Annotated in this window: 18 protein-coding genes; 11 read left to right on the top strand and 7 right to left on the bottom strand. The window is 73.0% G+C overall.

The window, feature by feature from the left end:
* Positions 1–75: 75 nt before the first annotated feature.
* Positions 76–1353: a glycoside hydrolase family 10-like protein gene (locus tag DEJ43_RS05845; RefSeq protein ID WP_015032389.1), complete on the top strand. Its 1278-nt coding sequence runs from the start codon at positions 76–78 to the stop codon at positions 1351–1353.
* A gap of 4 nt (positions 1354–1357) precedes the next feature.
* On the opposite strand, the gene DEJ43_RS05840 is transcribed toward DEJ43_RS05845, so the two are convergent.
* Both DEJ43_RS05840 and DEJ43_RS05835 read right to left on the bottom strand, forming a co-directional pair.
* Positions 1358–1561 carry a DUF1918 domain-containing protein gene (locus DEJ43_RS05840; protein WP_015032388.1) on the bottom strand — a complete coding sequence of 68 codons (204 nt, stop codon included), beginning with the start codon at positions 1559–1561 and terminating at the stop codon, positions 1358–1360.
* Positions 1562–1672: 111 nt separating this feature from the next.
* Positions 1673–2686, bottom strand: a complete 1014-nt coding sequence (locus tag DEJ43_RS05835) for a DMT family transporter (RefSeq protein ID WP_181399461.1) — start codon at positions 2684–2686, stop codon at positions 1673–1675.
* Here DEJ43_RS05835 and DEJ43_RS05830 point away from each other — a divergent pair.
* From DEJ43_RS05830 to DEJ43_RS05815, 4 genes are all read left to right on the top strand, one after another.
* Positions 2685–4118 carry an aminotransferase-like domain-containing protein gene (locus tag DEJ43_RS05830; protein ID WP_051025840.1) on the top strand — a complete coding sequence of 478 codons (1434 nt, stop codon included), beginning with the start codon at positions 2685–2687 and terminating at the stop codon, positions 4116–4118. The two genes, DEJ43_RS05835 and DEJ43_RS05830, sit on opposite strands and share 2 nt — an antisense overlap.
* Positions 4119–4229: 111 nt before the next feature.
* A complete protein-coding gene (locus DEJ43_RS05825) occupies positions 4230–4679 on the top strand; it encodes a GNAT family N-acetyltransferase (protein ID WP_015032385.1) in 450 nt (149 codons plus the stop codon).
* A 72-nt stretch (positions 4680–4751) separates the two neighbouring features.
* Positions 4752–5327 carry a histidine phosphatase family protein gene (locus DEJ43_RS05820; protein WP_015032384.1) on the top strand — a complete coding sequence of 192 codons (576 nt, stop codon included), beginning with the start codon at positions 4752–4754 and terminating at the stop codon, positions 5325–5327.
* 70 nt (positions 5328–5397) lie between these two features.
* Entirely contained in the window at positions 5398–6561 is a 1164-nt protein-coding gene (locus DEJ43_RS05815; protein WP_015032383.1) for a methyltransferase, read from the top strand.
* Positions 6562–6608: 47 nt separating this feature from the next.
* Here the strand turns inward: DEJ43_RS05815 and DEJ43_RS05810 are convergent, their stop codons facing one another.
* The 3 genes from DEJ43_RS05810 to argG form a co-directional block, all read right to left on the bottom strand.
* The gene (locus DEJ43_RS05810; protein ID WP_015032382.1) at positions 6609–7013 is read right to left on the bottom strand and encodes a VOC family protein; all 405 of its coding nucleotides are present in this window, start codon (positions 7011–7013) and stop codon (positions 6609–6611) included.
* Positions 7014–7114: 101 nt separating this feature from the next.
* Positions 7115–8065 carry a DUF4440 domain-containing protein gene (locus DEJ43_RS05805; protein ID WP_015032381.1) on the bottom strand — a complete coding sequence of 317 codons (951 nt, stop codon included), beginning with the start codon at positions 8063–8065 and terminating at the stop codon, positions 7115–7117.
* 196 nt (positions 8066–8261) lie between these two features.
* Positions 8262–9716, bottom strand: coding sequence for an argininosuccinate synthase (argG, locus tag DEJ43_RS05800; protein WP_041662158.1), 1455 nt, complete (start codon positions 9714–9716; stop codon positions 8262–8264).
* 142 nt (positions 9717–9858) lie between these two features.
* On the opposite strand from argG, the gene argC reads away from it, so the two are divergent.
* From argC to DEJ43_RS05775, 5 genes are all read left to right on the top strand, one after another.
* A complete protein-coding gene (gene argC, locus DEJ43_RS05795) occupies positions 9859–10887 on the top strand; it encodes an N-acetyl-gamma-glutamyl-phosphate reductase (protein WP_015032379.1) in 1029 nt (342 codons plus the stop codon).
* 130 nt (positions 10888–11017) lie between these two features.
* Positions 11018–12184, top strand: coding sequence for a bifunctional glutamate N-acetyltransferase/amino-acid acetyltransferase ArgJ (gene argJ, locus DEJ43_RS05790; RefSeq protein WP_015032378.1), 1167 nt, complete (start codon positions 11018–11020; stop codon positions 12182–12184).
* Positions 12181–13104, top strand: a complete 924-nt coding sequence (argB, locus tag DEJ43_RS05785; protein WP_015032377.1) for an acetylglutamate kinase — start codon at positions 12181–12183, stop codon at positions 13102–13104. Before argJ ends, argB begins: the two co-directional genes overlap by 4 nt.
* A complete protein-coding gene (locus DEJ43_RS05780; RefSeq protein ID WP_015032376.1) occupies positions 13101–14393 on the top strand; it encodes an acetylornithine transaminase in 1293 nt (430 codons plus the stop codon). Before argB ends, DEJ43_RS05780 begins: the two co-directional genes overlap by 4 nt.
* Before the next feature lie 7 nt (positions 14394–14400).
* The gene (locus DEJ43_RS05775; RefSeq protein ID WP_015032375.1) at positions 14401–14931 is read left to right on the top strand and encodes an arginine repressor; all 531 of its coding nucleotides are present in this window, start codon (positions 14401–14403) and stop codon (positions 14929–14931) included.
* 54 nt (positions 14932–14985) lie between these two features.
* On the opposite strand, the gene DEJ43_RS05770 is transcribed toward DEJ43_RS05775, so the two are convergent.
* Positions 14986–15702 (bottom strand): L,D-transpeptidase family protein, encoded by a 717-nt coding sequence (locus DEJ43_RS05770; protein WP_041662157.1) that lies wholly within the window; start codon positions 15700–15702, stop codon positions 14986–14988.
* 154 nt (positions 15703–15856) lie between these two features.
* Between DEJ43_RS05770 and argH the strand changes: the two genes are divergently transcribed.
* Complete coding sequence (argH, locus tag DEJ43_RS05765) at positions 15857–17284, top strand: argininosuccinate lyase (protein ID WP_015032373.1); 1428 nt, start codon at positions 15857–15859, stop codon at positions 17282–17284.
* Between the two features lie 11 nt (positions 17285–17295).
* On the opposite strand, the gene DEJ43_RS05760 is transcribed toward argH, so the two are convergent.
* Positions 17296–17805 (bottom strand): HAD domain-containing protein, encoded by a 510-nt coding sequence (locus DEJ43_RS05760; protein ID WP_015032372.1) that lies wholly within the window; start codon positions 17803–17805, stop codon positions 17296–17298.
* Between the last annotated feature and the right edge of the window lie 42 nt (positions 17806–17847).

Here is a 17847-nt window from a genome sequence, read left to right as displayed (position 1 = left end):
GCATGCTGTCCGGGTGCGTGTGACGTATCCGACACCGGAGGGGTACAAGTGCGGCCTATCGGCAGAAGAGGGTTCGTGACGGGCGCCGCCGGCGCGGCCCTCGGAGCGGGAGCGGGGACCGGGGCGGAGGCCGCGGCAGCCGCCGGAGCGGGGGCGGAGACGGCCGTCGGCACGGCCGCCGCACCCCGGCCGGAGGACGCCCGCGCCCGGCAGCGACGGCTGCGCCGGCCCGCGTTCCGCGGTGTGTGGATCGCCACGGTCCTCAACCGCGACTGGCCCTCCCGGGCCGGCCTCACCGCCGAGGCGCAGCGCGCCGAGCTCCTCGCGCACCTGGACACGGCGGTCGAACGGCGGCTGAACGCGGTGCTCCTCCAGGTCCGGCCGACCGCCGACGCGCTCTGGCCCTCGCCGTACGAGCCGTGGGCGGAGTGCCTCACGGGGACGCAGGGCCGCGATCCCGGCTGGGACCCGCTCGGCACGGCCGTGACGGAGGCCCACGCGCGGGGGCTGGAACTGCACGCCTGGTTCAACCCGTACCGCGTGGCCACGCACACGGACCCGGGCAGGCTCGTCGCCGACCATCCGGCCCGGCTCCACCCGGAATGGGTGGTGCCCTACGGCGGGCGGCTCTACTACAACCCCGGGCTGCCCGAGGTCCGGCGCTTCGTCCAGCACGCCATGCTGGACGCGCTGCGGCGCTACGACATCGACGCCGTGCACTGGGACGACTACTTCTACCCGTACCCGGTGGCGGGGGAGGCCTTCGCCGACGACGAGGCGTACGCGCGGTACGGCGGCGACTTCCCCGACAAGGCGTCCTGGCGGCGGAACAACACCGATCTGCTGGTCTCCGAGACGGCGGCCCTGATCAAGGAGATCAAGCCGCGCGCCGCCTTCGGTGTGAGTCCCTTCGGGGTCTGGCGGAACGTCGCCAAGGACCCGGAAGGCTCCGACACCCGGGCCGGAGCCGGCAGCTACGACGACCTGTACGCGGACACCCGGAAATGGATCCGCGAGGGCTGGATCGACTACGTCCTGCCCCAGCTCTACTGGCACATCGGCCTGCCCGCCGCCGACTACGCCAAGCTGCTGCCCTGGTGGGACGCGGTCGTGACGGGCACCGGCGTCGACCTGTACATCGGAGAGGCGCTCTACAAGGCGGGCGACCCCGCCCAGCCCGCCGCCTGGCAGGACCCGAAGGAGTTGTCACGCCATCTGGAACTCGCCGCGACCTACGCGGCGGTCGGCGGGCACTGCTACTTCGCGGTGAAGGAGGTCGCGGCGGACCCGATCGGGGCGATGACCGGCGTGGTGGCCGACCACTACCCGACCAGGGTCCTTCCGGCGCGATAGCCGCTCAGCTCGCCCCCGCCTCCGGATGGTGACGTACGACGGTGTCGGGACCCGGCGACATGAGGGCCTCGTGGCCGTCGTCCTCGAACTTCACGCGGTACGGGGGAGTGCCGTTCTCCCCCAGTACCTGAAGGACCTCGGCCGTACGGTCGTGGTGACCGACGGTCCGGCCGTGCACCAGCAGTGTGTCGCCCACGTTCGCCTGCATCGGGGTGGCCTCCTCGCGACCGGGCTGTCCTGTTCGGTGCCTCTGACTGCCATTGTGGCCCGGGTCACCCCGATCCGTCGCGCCGGTTCCGCCGCCGCGGCCGCCGCCGGGTCAGCTCTTGGCGCGCTGGGTGACGGCGATGCAGACGAGCACCGCCACCGCCGCGACCGGGGCGGCGAGCGGCAGCGTCTCACCCAGCAGGAACACCGACCAGAACAGGGTGAGGAGCGGCTGGGCGAGCTGCAGCTGGCTCGCCTTCGGGATGCCGATCGACGCCATGCCCCGGTACCAGACGTACAGGCCGAAGAACGTCGAACCGGCGGCCACCCAGACCAGGCCGAGGACACCGTGGGCGTTCAGCCGGACCGGCTCCACGGAGAGCGCCACCGCCGAGCCCACCGCCATCAGCGGCAGGCAGAGGACCAGGGCCCAGCCGATGACCTGCCAGCCCGGCATCAGCCGGGCGAGCCGGCCGCCCTCCGTGTACCCGGCCGCGCACACCAGGAGCGCCCCGAACAGGTACAGGTCGCCCTGCGACACGGCCCCGCCGCTCTGCTGGACCGTGAAGCCGAGCACCACGACGGCGCCCGACACGGCCGCCCACCAGAACGTACGGGACGGCCGGCGGCCCGTCCGCAGCGCCGCGAAGACGGCCGTGGTGAGCGGTAGCAGGCCGACGACCACGGCGGCGTGCGAGGTGGTGGAGGTCTGCAGGGCCAGCGTGGTCAGGAGCGGGAATCCGATGACGACACCACCGGCGACCACGGCGAGGCCCGCCCAGTGACGGCGCTCGGGCAGCGGCACCCGGCCGACGAGGAGGAAGGCGCCCGCGATGAGGGCGGCGAGCGTGGAGCGCACCGCCACGAGCGACCAGGGGCCGAAGCTCTCCAGGCCCCAGACGGTCGACGGGAAGGTGAGCGAGAAGGAGATCACGCCGAGGGCGGCGAGCAGGGTGCCACGGGGGAGCGGGTCGGTCCGGCCGGCGCTCGCGCCGGTGGTGCCCGGGCCGGCCGGGTCCGCCGCGGTGGCGCCGCGGGTGAAGTCCGTCGCGGCGGCGCCGAGGGTGCCGCCGGTGGTGGTGACCGCTATCGTCGTGGTGGCAGTAGCGCTATCCTGTGTCCTCATGAGTGAGCGTAGCAGTGTCGCGGAACTGGCGCATTCGTTGAGGGCGGAGCTGAACCGCTACTCACCAGGTGGAAAGCTGCCGTCGAGTCGGGCCCTCGTCGAGCGGTACCGCGTCTCCCCGGTGACCGTCACCCGCGCCCTCGCCCAGCTCGCCGCTGAAGGGCTCGTCGTCACCCGCCCCGGCGCCGGCGCCTTCCGCGCCGAACCCCGCGCCACCCCCGTCGCCGGAGACACCTCCTGGCAGGAGGTCGCCCTCAGCGCCGACACCGCCACCGAACTCGTCCCCCGCGCCGTCGACGCCTCCGGCGTCCTCGTCACCCTCTCCGCCCCGCCCCCGGGCGTCATCGAGTTCAACGGCGGCTACCTCCACCCCTCCCTCCAGCCGGAGCACGCCCTCGCCGGCGCCCTCGCCCGCGCCGGACGCCGCCCCGGCGCCTGGGGCAGGCCACCCACCGACGGACTGCCCGAACTGCGCCAGTGGTTCGCCCGGGAGATCGGCGGCAGCATCACCGCCGCCGACCTCCTCATCACCGCCGGCGGCCAGTCCGCCATCACCACCGCCCTGCGCGCCCTCGCCCCGCCCGGCACCCCCGTCCTCGTCGAGTCGCCCACCTACCCCGGCATGCTCGCCGTCGCCCGCGCCGCCGGACTGCGCCCCGTCCCCGTACCCGCCGACACCGACGGCGTCCGGCCCGACCTCCTCGAAGCCGCCTTCCGCGCCACCGGAGCCCGCGTCTTCGTCTGCCAGCCGCTCTTCCAGAACCCCACCGGCGCCGTCCTCGCCCCCGAGCGGCGCGGCGAGGTCCTCCGGATCGCCCGCGCCGCCGGAGCGTTCGTCATCGAGGACGACTTCGCCCGCCGCCTCGTCCACGAGGACGCGCCGGCGCTCCCCGCCCCGCTCGCCGCCGAGGACCCCGACGGCGTCGTCGTCCACGTCTGCTCCCTCACCAAGGCCACTTCGCCTAGCCTGCGGGTCGGCGCCCTCGCCGCCCGCGGCCCCGTCCTCGAACGCCTGCGCGCAATCCAGGTCGTCGACAGCTTCTTCGTCCCCCGGCCCCTCCAGGAGGCCGCGCTGGAACTCGTCGGCGCGCCCGCCTGGCCCCGGCACCTGCGGGCCGTCGCCCAGGAACTCAGGAACCGCCGCGACGTGCTCGCCGGCGCCGTCGCCCTCCAGCTGCCCGACGCCGGCCTCGCCCACCTGCCCTACGGCGGCTACCACCTCTGGCTCCGCCTCCCCGACGCCGTCCCCGAAGCCGCCCTCCTCGCCGCCGCGCTGCGCACCGGCGTCGCCGCGGCCCCCGGCCGCCCCTACTTCTGCGCCGAACCTCCCGCCGGACACATCCGGCTGAGTTTCGCGGGTGTCGCGGGCCCTGCCGAGATCGTCGAGGGCGTCCGCCGCCTCCGCGCGGCCGTCGACGAACTCGCCGGCTGAGCGCCGCGGCCGGGCCGCTCCGGACGCGTACCGGCGCGGCCCCGTCCCGGCCGGCCCCCGGCCCGGGCAAATTCACCTGACAAGCCCCGGAGTCACTGGAACCCTTCGGCCATGAGCGACAGCACGACCACCGGCAGCCCCGTCATGCACGGGACGTACGAGATCTCAGCCGACCCGGCGCGCATCGACGCCGCCCGCGTCCACCACTGGCTGTCCACGGACGCCTACTGGGCCATCGGCCGACCTCGGGAGAAGCAGGACCGGGCCATCGCGGCCTCCCTCAACCTCGGCGCCTACCACCGTGACACCGGCGAGATGGCCGCCTACGCGCGCGTCGTCACGGACTACGCCACCTTCGCCTGGCTCTGCGACGTCTACGTCGACCGCGCGGCCCGCGGCACCGGTCTCGGCACCGCGCTCGTCACCGCCGTCCGCGATCACCTCGCGCCGCACGGACTGCGCCGCATCATGCTCGCCACCGCCGACGCGCACGGCGTGTACGAGAAGGTCGGTTTCACGCCACTGCAGAATCCGGACAAGTGGATGGCTCTCGGGCAGTAGTGAGCCGGAGCCTCTCCACCCCCTCGGAATGACCCCTTGACCTGCGGAGCCTCCGGCCTCACGATCGCGCCCATGAGTCTTCGGGTGACGCTCGTCACGGCGGCACGCAGCTCCTCCCTGCTGGCCGAACGCTTCGACGACGACCGGCCGCTGGACGAAGCCGGCTGGTACGAGGTGCAGCAGGCCGCGCCCGCGCTCATCCCGCTCGGCGCGGCCGAACTGCGCTACTGCTCCCCGACCCCGCGCAGCCGCGCCACCGGCACCGCCCTCGGCTACGCGCCGCTCGCCCAGCCGGCCCTCCGCGACTGCGACATGGGCCGCTGGCGGGGCCTCACCCTCGCCGAGGTCGCCGCCCTCGAACCCGCCGCCGTCGACGCCTGGCTCACCGACCCCCGGACCGCCCCGCACGGCGGCGAACCCCTCCTCGCCTTCATCACCCGGATAGGGAACTGGCTCGACACCCGCCCCGCCGAGGACGGCGCCATCGTCGCCGTCGCCGAACCCTCCGTCGTACGCGCCGCCCTGGTGTACGCCCTGAAGGCACCGCCCGCCACCTACTGGAACGTCGACGTCCGCCCCCTCTCCACCGTCACCCTCACCGGCCGCCCGGGCCTCTGGCACCTCCACCTCGCCACCGCCCTCCACTGACCCCCGCCCCGGGCACGCCACGGGAGGACGGGAGGAGCGGAAGGCCACGACCGGCTAGCCTGAGAGCACGATGAACCGTTTGACCACGTCATGGGGCGCCTTCACGCTGACCCGCTTCCCCGAGGACCCGCGCGACCAGCTGCGCGCCTGGGACGCGTCCGACGAGTACCTCCTCGGCCACCTGGCCGAGAGCGGTACCGACCTGTCCGGCACCGTCGCCGTCCTCGGCGACCGCTGGGGAGCCCTCGTCACCGCACTCCAGGCCGCCGGTCCGGGCGAGCTCGTCCAGATCTCCGACTCGTATCTCGGCCGCGAGGCCACGCGCGCCAACCTGGCGCGCGCCGGGGCCGCGCCGGACGCCGTCCGGCTCCTCACCACCCAGGACCCGCCGCCCGGGCGGATCGACGTCCTCCTCGTCCGCGTCCCCAAGAGCCTCGCGCTCCTGGAGGACCAGCTGCACCGCCTCGCCCCCGCCGTGCACGAGGACACCGTGATCGTCGGCACCGGCATGGTCAAGGACATCCACACCTCCACCCTCCGGCTCTTCGAGCGCATCCTGGGGACCACCAGGACCTCCCTCGCGGTCAAGAAGGCGCGGCTGATCCACACCACGCCCGACCCCTCCCTCACCCCCCGCCCGAACCCCTGGCCCCACCGGTACGACCTCCCCGCGGACACCCCCGCGCCCGGCCTTCCCGGCCTGACCGTCACCAACCACGCCGGCGTCTTCTGCGCGGACCGCCTCGACATCGGCACCCGCTTCCTCCTGGCGAACCTGCCCGGCCACCTCGGCCGCGCCCGGGTCGCCGACCTCGGCTGCGGCAACGGCGTGGTCGGCCTCGCCATCGCCCTCCACGAACCCGACGCGGAACTGGTCTTCACCGACGAGTCGTACCAGGCGGTCGCCTCGGCAGAGGAGAACTTCCGCACCCACGTGGGCGACGGACGCAAGGCCGAGTTCCTCGTCGGCGACGGGCTCGCCGACCTGCCCGACGGCTCGGTGGACCTCGTCCTGAACAACCCGCCGTTCCACAGCCACCAGGCCACCACCGACCGCACCGCCCGCCGCATGTTCACGGACGCCCGCCGCGCGCTGCGCCCCGGCGGCGAACTCTGGGTCATCGGCAACCGCCACCTCGGCTACCACGTCACCCTCCGCCGGATCTTCGGCAACAGCGAACTCGTCGCGAGCGACGCGAAGTTCGTCGTCCTCCGCGCGGTACGACAGGGCTAGGGCCCGTCCGGCGGGCCGGGGCGCGGCCCGACGGCCGTGCCCCGTCGTCATCTTCCCCAGGTGCGCGAGCACAGGACGAGCTGATACCCGTCGGGATCGGCGACGGTGACGCCGAACTCGTCCCAGTACGGGTTGTGCGCGGGCACCCGGGTCCCGCCCGCCGCGAGCAGTCGCTCCACCTGCTCCTCCTGGACGGGCGCCCCGAGGTAGACGACGAAGAGGTCCTCGACGGTGGGGGCGGGCTCCACCGGATCCTCGGGATCACGGGTCAGCTCGAAGTGCCAGCCGCCGTCCTCGGGACCGACCATGAGGAGATCGTGCTTGCCGGACACCCGCTCGGTGGTCCGCCACTGCACGACGAGCCCGAGCCCGTCGACATAGAACCGCTCGGCGGCGGCGAGGTCCCGCGAAGGGCGGGCCACCCGTACATGGGTCTGCGCATCGATGATCATGTCTCCAGGCTAGGCGGGCCCTCGTCGTTGCGGCCTCCGGGATTCCCCTGGCCTTCCACGGAGACGCCCCTGACGTGCCGTCAGGGTCGCGGCCCGGTCCGTCAGCCGTCGGGGAACGCCAGGTCCAGCGCGCGCACCCGGTCCTCCCCGGTCGTGACGGAGACGGTGACGATCCGGTCCTCGCGGAGGGCGAACGCCACCGCCGAGACCGGCCGGCCGCCGACGAAGGCGACCGCGCCGACGGCCCCGTCGACCAGCGCGGGCCGGGCCACGTCCGCGAAGTGCGCGAAGGCCGCCGCCCCTTCGGCGACGGCCGGCGCCCCGTGCACCGGCCCGCGCTCCGAGAAGGCGACGACGTCCGGGTCGAGGACGGCGGCGAGCGCCCGGGCGTCCCGCGCGCGTGCGGCGGCCAGGAAGCGGTCCACCACCGCCCGCTGCCGCCCCGCGGCCCCGCCGCCCCGGGCCGCCCCGCCGCCCCGGACCCGCTCGCGGACCCGCCGGGCGAGCCGCGCGGCCTCCTCGGCGGAGCCGCCGGTGATCCGCGCCGTCTCGTGCGGCGGCAGCCCGAACACGTCGTGCAGCACATAGGCGAGCCGCTCCACGGCACCGGAGGACCGGAGCACGAAGAACAGCGCGAGCCACACGTCCTCGACCCCGCCACCGTCCGCCCCTCCGTCCGCGGCCCCGTCCGCCGCCCAGGCCCGGCCCTCGTCCGCCGCCCCGGAAGCGGCCCCGCCCCGGCCCCTGTCCGCCGCCCCGGCCCGGCCCCCGGCGGCGGTGCCGTTCCGGTCTCCGGCCGCCGCCCCCGGCCGGGCGAACCGGCCGCCCGCCTGCCGCTCCTGGAGCAGCCGTACACACTCCTGCCCCACGAGCGCCGTCAGCCAGACCCGTACCGACGCCCCGCCGTCCCGGACGAGCTCCGCCCGCGCCGTCGCGAGCGCCTCCTCGGCCCCGGCCGGCGTGCCCGTCATCCGCAGGGCCACCCGCCGCAACAGCTCCTCCTGGGCGTCGAACCGCCCGGTCAGGGCGGTCACAAAAGCCTCGTCGCGCATGGCGCCTCACTTTTCCTCGGTTCCGTCACCGCCTTGACGCGGGGACCCACGGTGATGTGACAGCGGCGGCGGACGGGCCGGGGAAGACGGAAGGCCGGCCCGACGCGGGGGAACGTCGAGCCGGCCTTCCGGGGTGCCGAGCGCGCGGCTCGGCGGGGGTGTCGAGTGGTGGCGCACTCGACCGGGTGGGGGTGGGTCAGTCGGTGCCGAACTCCATCGCCGCGCGGTCCAGCATCTGGTCCTCGTCGGTGGCCTCGCCACGGGAGGCGATCGCTTCGGCGCCGCCCTCCGGCAGCTCCGTCATGGTGCCGATCAGTCCGGTCGCGGCGGCCTGGGCGGCGCCGATGGCCGGGTTGGAGGTGCCGATCAGGCCGAGGCCCGCGTACTGCTCCAGCTTGGCGCGGGAGTCGGCGATGTCGAGGTTGCGCATGGTGAGCTGGCCGATCCGGTCCGAGGGGCCGAAGGCCGAGTCCTCGGTGCGCTCCATGGAGAGCTTGTCCGGGTGGTAGCTGAACGCCGGTCCCGTGGTGTCGAGGATCGAGTAGTCCTCGCCGCGCCGCAGCCGCAGCGTCACCTCGCCGGTGACGGCCGCGCCGACCCAGCGCTGGAGCGACTCGCGGACCATCAGCGCCTGCGGGTCCAGCCACCGGCCCTCGTACATGAGCCGGCCGAGGCGGCGGCCCTCGTTGTGGTACTGGGCGAGGGTGTCCTCGTTGTGGATCGCGTTGACGAGCCGCTCGTACGCCGCGTGCAGGAGGGCCATGCCGGGCGCCTCGTAGATGCCACGGCTCTTGGCCTCGATGATCCGGTTCTCGATCTGGTCCGACATGCCCATGCCGTGGCGGCCGCCGATGGCGTTGGCCTCCATGACGAGGTCGACGGCGGAGGAGAACTCCTTGCCGTTGATGGTGACCGGGCGGCCCTGGTCGAAGCCGATCGTGACGTCCTCGGCGGCGATCTCGACCGAGGGGTCCCAGAACCGGACGCCCATGATCGGTTCGACGGTCTCCACGCCGGTGTCGAGGTGCTCCAGCGTCTTGGCCTCGTGGGTGGCGCCCCAGATGTTGGCGTCGGTGGAGTACGCCTTCTCGGTGCTGTCGCGGTAGGGGAGGTCGTGGGCGACCAGCCACTCCGACATCTCCTTGCGGCCGCCGAGCTCGGTCACGAAGTCCGTGTCCAGCCAGGGCTTGTAGATCCGCAGGTGCGGGTTGGCGAGCAGGCCGTAACGGTAGAACCGCTCGATGTCGTTGCCCTTGAACGTCGAGCCGTCGCCCCAGATCTGGACGTTGTCCTCGAGCATGGCCCGGACGAGGAGGGTGCCGGTGACGGCGCGGCCGAGCGGGGTGGTGTTGAAGTAGGCGCGGCCGCCGGAGCGGATGTGGAACGCCCCGCAGGTGAGTGCGGCAAGACCCTCCTCGACCAGCGCGGCGCGGCAGTCGACCAGGCGCGCGATCTCGGCACCGTAGGTCTTGGCGCGGCCGGGCACCGAGGCGATGTCGGGCTCGTCGTACTGGCCGATGTCGGCGGTGTAGGTGCACGGGATGGCGCCCTTGTCGCGCATCCATGCGACCGCGACGGAGGTGTCGAGGCCGCCGGAGAAGGCGATGCCGACGCGCTCGCCGGCGGGCAGGGAGGTGAGGACCTTGGACATAGGAAGAGTATGCATCATCTCGCATGGTCATGCAAAGGGGGTCGATCGGCCCGGTTGATGGAGCTCGATCGGGCGGTCGTCGGCGTCGTTGCATAAAAGTGCGTCGAGACGTATAGTCATGCCATCCATGAGGAGGGTTTCGATGACGGTACGAGTAGCAGTGGCGGGTGCGAGCGGATACGCGGGCGGAGAGCTCCTGCGTCTCCTCCTCGCCCACCCCCACGTGGAGATCGGCGCCCTGACCGGCCACTCCAACGCCGGCCAGCGGCTCGGGGGCCTCCAGCCCCACCTGCTGCCGCTCGCCGACCGTGTCCTCGTGCCCACCACCGCCGACCAGCTCGCCGGGCACGACGTGGTCTTCCTCGCCCTGCCGCACGGGCAGTCCGCCGCCGTCGCCGAACAGCTCGGCCCGGACGTCCTCGTCGTCGACATGGGCGCCGACTTCCGGCTGAGGGACCCCGCCGACTGGGAGACGTACTACGGCTCCCCGCACGCCGGGACCTGGCCCTACGGGCTCCCCGAACTGCCGGGTGTCCGCGCCGCGTTGGAGGGGTCCAAGCGCGTCGCGGTGCCCGGTTGCTACCCGACCGCCGTCTCGCTCGCGCTCTTCCCCGCGTACGCGAACGGGCTCGCCGAGCCGGAAGCGGTGATCGTCGCCGCCTCCGGCACCTCCGGCGCGGGCAAGGCCGCCAAGCCGCATCTGCTCGGCAGCGAGGTCATGGGCAGCATGTCTCCGTACGGCGTCGGCGGCGGCCACCGGCACACCCCCGAGATGATCCAGAACCTCAGCGGACCGGCGGGGGAGCGGGTCACCGTCTCCTTCACGCCGACCCTGGCCCCGATGCCCCGCGGCATCCTCGCCACCTGCACCGCCACCGCGAAGCCGGGCGTCACCGCCGAGACCGTACGGGCCGCGTACGAGAAGGCCTTCGCGGACGAGCCGTTCGTGCACCTGCTGCCCGAGGGGCAGTGGCCCGCGACGGCGTCCGTCTACGGTTCCAACGCCGTTCAGATCCAGGTCGCGTACGACCCGGCGGCGAACCGGATCATCGCGATCAGCGCCATCGACAACCTCACCAAGGGCACCGCCGGCGGCGCGGTGCAGAGCATGAACATCGCCCTCGGCCTCCCCGAGGAGACCGGACTTTCCACCACGGGCGTGGCGCCGTGATCGACGCACGCGCGGCCACCGGTCCGCAGACGAAGACGCAGACGAAGACGAAGCCCACACCCTTCCGCCGCGCGGGCGGAGACGGGGGTACCTCCCAGGCGTCAGCTCTGGGGGAGAACGGAGAAGCACAGTGAGTGTCACCGCAGCGAAGGGATTCACGGCGGCCGGCATCGCCGCCGGGATCAAGCAGAACGGCAACCCGGACCTGGCCCTCGTGGTCAACACCGGGCCGCGCCGCGCCGCCGCGGGAGTCTTCACCTCCAACCGCGTCAAGGCCGCCCCGGTCGTCTGGTCCCAGCAGGTCCTCGCCGACGGCGAACTGACCGCCGTCGTCCTCAACTCCGGCGGCGCCAACGCCTGCACCGGCCCCCAGGGCTTCCAGGACACCCACGCCACCGCCGAGAAGGTCGCCGAGGTCCTCAGCGCCCAGGGCACCGAGGTCGGCGCGGGCGAGGTCGCCGTCGCCTCCACCGGCCTCATCGGCGTCCTGCTCCCCATGGACAAGCTCCTGCCCGGCGTCGAGAAGGCCGCGGCCGAGCTCTCCGAGCACGGCGGCGAGAAGGCCGCCATCGCCATCAAGACCACCGACACCGTCCACAAGACCTCCGTGGTGACCAAGGACGGCTGGACGGTCGGCGGCATGGCCAAGGGCGCGGGCATGCTCGCCCCCGGTCTCGCCACCATGCTCGTCGTCCTCACCACCGACGCCGACGTCGACGCGAGCGGCCTCGACGGCGCGCTCCGGGGCGCCACCCGCGTCACCTTCGACCGGGTCGACTCCGACGGCTGCATGTCCACCAACGACACCGTCCTCCTCCTCGCCTCCGGCGCCTCCGGCGTCACCCCGGCGCAGGACGCGTTCGCCGGAGCCGTACGGGAGGTCTGCGACGACCTCGCGCGGCAGCTCATCGGCGACGCCGAGGGCGCCAGCAAGGACATCCGCATCGAGGTGGTCAACGCCGCCACCGAGGACGACGCCGTCGAGGTGGGCCGGTCCATCGCCCGTAACAACCTCCTCAAGTGCGCCATCCACGGCGAGGACCCCAACTGGGGCCGGGTGCTGTCCGCCATCGGCACCACCGCCGCCGCGTTCGAGCCCGACGAGCTGAACGTCGCCATCAACGGCGTCTGGGTGTGCAAGAACGGCTCCGTCGGCGAGGACCGCGACCTGGTCGACATGCGCTACCGGGAGGTCACCATCACCGCCGACCTCGCCGCCGGCACCGAGTCCGCCGTCATCTGGGCGAACGACCTCACGGCCGACTACGTCCACGAGAACAGCGCGTACTCGTCATGACCGAGCCGAAGAACCCGGTCGAGAGCACGACCCGGAAGCACACCGCGCTCCCCAAGGCGCAGATCCTCATCGAGGCCCTGCCCTGGCTGACGCGGCACAACGGCAAGACGGTCGTCATCAAGTTCGGCGGCAACGCCATGATCGACGAGGACCTGAAGGCCGCCTTCGCGCAGGACGTCGTCTTCCTGCGCCAGGCCGGCCTCAAGCCGGTCGTGGTGCACGGCGGCGGCCCGCAGATCAGCGCCGCCCTCGACCGGCACGGCATCGTCAGCGAGTTCAAGGCGGGCCTGCGGGTCACCACCGAGGACGCCATGGACGTCGTACGGATGGTCCTCGCCGGCCAGGTCCAGCGCGAGCTCGTCGGGCTGCTCAACCAGCACGGCCCGCTCGCCGTCGGACTCACCGGCGAGGACGCCCACACCATCACCGCCACCCGGCACCGGCCGGTCGTGGGCGGCGAGCAGATCGACATCGGCCGGGTCGGTGAGATCACCGCCATCGACACCGGCGCCATCCAGGCGCTCCTGGAGGACGGCCGGATCCCGGTCATCTCCTCCATCGCCCGCTCCCAGGACGACGGACATGTCTACAACGTCAATGCTGATACGGCGGCTGCGGCACTCGCTGCGGCGCTGGGCGCCGAGACGCTGATGGTCCTGACCGACGTCGAGGGCCTCTACGAGGACTGGCCGCACAGCGACGAGGTCATCAGCAGGCTCACCGCGAGCCAGCTGGAGAAGCTGCTGCCCGAGCTTTCCAGCGGCATGGTCCCCAAGATGGAGGGCTGCCTGCACGCCGTACGGAACGGGGTCACGACGGCCCGCGTGATCGACGGGCGGGTCCCGCACTCCATCCTGCTGGAGATCTTCACCGACGAGGGCATCGGCACGATGGTCGTGCCGGACGGACAGGGGGAATGATGAGCGGCACCACGGAACCCGGGACCGCGGAATCCGGGACCACGGAACCCGGCACCACGGAACCCGGGACCACGGAACCGGGCACCACCGGCACCGGGAACGAGCAGCTCACCGCACGGTGGCAGGGCTCCCTCATGGACAACTACGGCACCCCCCGGCTGCCCCTCGTCCGCGGCGAGGGCGCCAAGGTCTGGGACGCCGACGGCACCGAGTACCTCGACTTCGTCGGCGGCATCGCGGTCAACGCCCTCGGGCACGGCCACCCGGCGATCGTCGAGGCCGTCACCCGGCAGATCGGCACCCTCGGCCACGTCTCCAACCTCTTCGTCGCCGAACCGCCCGTGGCCCTCGCCGAGCGGCTGCTCGCCCTCTTCGGCCGGCCCGGCAAGGTCTTCTTCTGCAACTCCGGCGCCGAGGCCGTCGAAGGCGCCTTCAAGCTCGGCCGGCTCACCGGCCGCCCGCACATGGTCGCCACCCAGGGCGGCTTCCACGGCCGGACCATGGGCTCCCTGGCGCTCACCGGCCAGCCCGCCAAGCAGACGCCGTTCCTGCCGCTGCCCGGCGACGTCACGCACGTGCCGTACGGCGACGTCGAGGCGCTGCGCGCCGCCGTCACCGAGGACACCGCCCTCGTGATCATCGAGCCCATCCAGGGCGAGAACGGCGTGGTCGTGCCGCCGCCCGGCTACCTCAAGGCGGCCCGGGAGATCACCCGTGCCACCGGCACCCTCCTCGTCCTCGACGAGGTGCAGACCGGAATCGGCCGCTGCGGCCACTGGTTCGAGTACCAGGCGCACGAGGGCGTCGAGCCCGATGTCGTGACCCTCGCCAAGGGTCTCGGCGGTGGTCTCCCGATCGGCGCGACCGTCGCCTTCGGCCCCGCGGCCGACCTCTTCGGGCCGGGTCACCACGGCACGACCTTCGGCGGCAACCCGGTGGCCTGCGCCGCAGGACTCGCCGTTCTCGACACCCTGGGCGCCGACGCGGCCCTCGACCACGTGAAGGCGGTCGGGGAGCGGCTGAGGCAGGGAATCGAAGGTCTCGGCCACCCGCTGGTCTCCCACGTCCGTGGTGCGGGCCTTCTGCTGGGTATCGTGCTCACGGAGTCCCTCGCACCGCAGGTGCAGCAGGCGGCTCAGGACGCCGGCCTCCTGGTGAACGCGCCCGCCCCCGATGTCGTACGGATCATGCCTCCGCTGGTCCTCACCGACGCCGAGGCGGACGCCTTCGTCCAGGCGCTGCCCGGGGTCCTCGACGTGGCGAACGGGCAAGGACGAACCGGAGAATGAGACGACGATGACCGACGCGCAGGAAAATGAGCACGGCGGGCCGTCCGTTCCGCAGACCCGCACCGCACGCCACCGCAGGATCGTCGACATCCTCAACCGGCAGCCGGTGCGCTCGCAGAGCCAGCTCGCCAAGCTCCTCGCGGACGACGGGCTGAGCGTCACCCAGGCGACGCTCTCCCGCGACCTCGACGAGCTGGGCGCGGTGAAGATCCGCAACACCGGCGGTGAGCTCATCTACGCGGTGCCGAGCGAGGGCGGATTCCGCACCCCGCAGGCCCCGCTGGGCGAGTCCGCCAAGGAGGAGCGCATGCGGCGCCTCTCCGGGGAACTGCTGATCGCCGCCGAGGCGTCCGCCAACCTGGTGGTCCTGCGGACGCCGCCGGGCGCCGCCCAGTTCCTCGCGTCGGCCATCGACCAGGCCGAACTCCACGCCATCCTCGGCACGATCGCCGGTGACGACACGCTGCTGCTCATCAGCCGCGACCCGGACGGCGGCCAGGCGCTCGCCGACCACCTGCTGAAGCTGGCGCAGAAGTAGACGTCCACGGCCGGGGGCGACTCCGACGGGGAGTGCCCCCGGCCGTAGGTGCGTTCAGTACCGCGTGATCGCCGTCGGCCCGCCGCCCCGCGTGCCGACGGCGATGTGCGGCCGACGGGCGGGATCGGCCCAGGTGAGCAGGGCCCGCATGGCTCCGGCCGGCACGGAGACACAACCTGCGGTGGCCCCTTGCCCGTTGACGTGCAGGAAGATCCCGGCGCCCCGCCCGCGTACGGGCCGGTCGTAGTTGAAGCCGATGACGAGCCCGTACGCGTACTGGCGGCGGTACGTGACGAGGTGCTCGGCCTCCGCCGCCCGGCAGTCCCGTGGCAGCCCCTCGACCCAGCGGTTGTACGCGCGGGAGCCGTTGTCCTGGCACCACCAGGACCGCCCGGTCACGCGCGCGTACCGGTACGAGGTCCCCGCCGGCGCGGGCTCGATCCCGAAGGCGTACGGCAGCCGGTAGAGCCCGGTGGGCGTGGTGTTCGTCCCCTGCCGGCGCTGCCGTCCCTCCGCTAGCCCCTTCGCGCCGAACCGGGCGGGCGCGGTCCCCGCCCGCACCCACCGCCCGCCGCGCCGGTCCCACCAGGTCAGCGTGCCCGTGGTCGACCCCGTTCCGGCGGCCACGGCGGTGATCAGCTGCGAGCCGCCGCCGGTGTCGGCCATCCGCGCGGGCAGCGGCACGGCGGCCGTCCGCGTCGGCGGCGGTACGGGGAAGGGTGCCGCGCCCAGGGAGAGCAGAGCGGCGCCGAGCACGAGGAGAGTGCGCATGGCCGCGACGCTAGGCCCGTGGACCTCGCCCCGCGCACCGGAGGGGGCCAACCGGAGGTGACCCGCCCCCGGCCCGATCCGCGTTGACAAAACATACGGTGGACCGCATAGTTATGCCTACGCGACGGTATCCCCACCCTCCCGAGGAGCAGCAGTGAGCAGCAACAACGGTGACGTCCGGCTCTGGGGCGGACGGTTCGCCGACGGGCCCGCCGAGGCCCTGGCGAAGCTGTCCGCGTCGGTCCACTTCGACTGGCGCCTCGCGCCGTACGACATCGCCGGTTCCCGCGCCCACGCGCGCGTGCTGCACAAGGCCGGGCTGCTCACCGACGACGAGCTGACCGGCATGCTCGCCGGACTCGACCAACTGGAGGCGGACGTCGCCGACGGCACCCTCGTCGGCACCATCGCGGACGAGGACGTCCACACCGCCCTGGAGCGGGGCCTGCTGGAGCGCGTCGGCCCGGAGCTCGGCGGCAAGCTGCGCGCCGGCCGGTCCCGCAACGACCAGGTCGCCACGCTCTTCCGGATGTACCTGCGCGACCACGCCCGGATCATCGGCGGCCTTGTCGCCGACCTCCAGGACGCCCTCGTCGGCCTCGCCGAGGCGCACCCGGACGTCGCCATGCCCGGCCGTACGCACCTCCAGCACGCCCAGCCCGTGCTCTTCGCCCACCACGTCCTCGCCCACGCCCAGGCGCTCTCCCGGGACGCCGAGCGGCTGCGGCAGTGGGACACCCGTACGGCGGTCTCCCCGTACGGCTCCGGCGCCCTGGCCGGCTCCTCCCTGGGGCTCGACCCGGAGGCGGTCGCCAAGGACCTGGGCTTCGAGCGCGGCTCCGTCGGCAACTCGATCGACGGCACGGCCTCGCGTGACTTCGTCGCCGAGTTCTCCTTCATCACCGCGATGATCGGCGTCAACATCTCGCGGATCGCCGAGGAGATCATCATCTGGAACACGAAGGAGTTCTCCTTCGTGACCCTCCACGACGCCTTCTCCACCGGCTCGTCGATCATGCCGCAGAAGAAGAACCCCGACATCGCGGAGCTCGCCCGGGGCAAGTCGGGCCGTCTCATCGGCAACCTCAGCGGTCTCATGGCCACGCTCAAGGCCCTGCCGCTCGCCTACAACCGGGACCTCCAGGAGGACAAGGAGCCGGTCTTCGACTCCTGCGACCAGCTGGAGGTCCTGCTGCCCGCCTTCACCGGCATGATGGCCACGCTCACGGTCAACCGGGAGCGCATGGAGGAGCTGGCCCCGGCCGGCTTCTCGCTCGCGACCGACATCGCCGAGTGGCTGGTCAAGCAGGGCGTGCCGTTCCGGGTGGCGCACGAGGTGGCCGGCGAGTGCGTGAAGGTCGCCGAGTCCGAGGGCAAGGAGCTGGACGAGCTGACGGACGAGCAGTTCGCCAAGATCTCCGAGCACCTCACCCCCGAGGTCCGCACGGTCCTCAACGTCCCCGGCGCCCTCGCCTCCCGCGACGGCCGCGGCGGCACCGCCCCCTCGGCGGTCGCCACCCAGCTCATCGAGGTCAAGGCCGACCTGGTGGTCCAGCACGCCTGGGCCGAGGCCAAGAAGTAACGCCCGACGAATCACAGCGCCGCCGCCCACTCCGCGAGCGCGTCGAAGTCCGGCCGGAGCAACCCGAGCCGGGGGTCGACGCCCAGGAGCAGGGCGGCGGCGAGGTGGTTCCGCTCCACGTACTCGTGGTCGTACGCGGTGATGTCGTCGTCCATCCAGGCGAACGGCCGCCCCGCGGCGTACTCGAGGATGTACTGCGTCTTCCAGAAGGTCCCGCGAGGGGCCTTCCCGTGCATCTGGGGCCAGTCGATGAACGGCAGCTCCGGCAGCCCGAGCGGAGGCCCGATCCAGTCGTTCGCCTCGCCCTTCCATGTCGTCGCCCAGACCAGCTCGTACGCCTCCGCCAACGCGAGCAGCTCGTCCCCGTGCGCGGGATTCAGCCACACCCGCAGCGGCTTCGTCCCGGACCAGCCGGTCGGCCGCATCCGGTGCGTCGTGTACCCCTCCGGGCGCCGCTCGCGCTGTGCCGCATAGGGATTCAGCGGTCCGTCGACGTCGATCAGCAGCAGTGGCTTCGTCATCGTCACAGCATCCCGTCCCGCCTCAGGTGAGGCATCGCAATT

The organism is Streptomyces venezuelae ATCC 10712 (assembly GCF_008639165.1).
GTDB lineage: Bacteria > Actinomycetota > Actinomycetes > Streptomycetales > Streptomycetaceae > Streptomyces > Streptomyces venezuelae.
The sequence above is the reverse complement of the archived record's forward strand: the minus strand, read 5'-3'. Positions and strand labels throughout refer to the sequence as shown.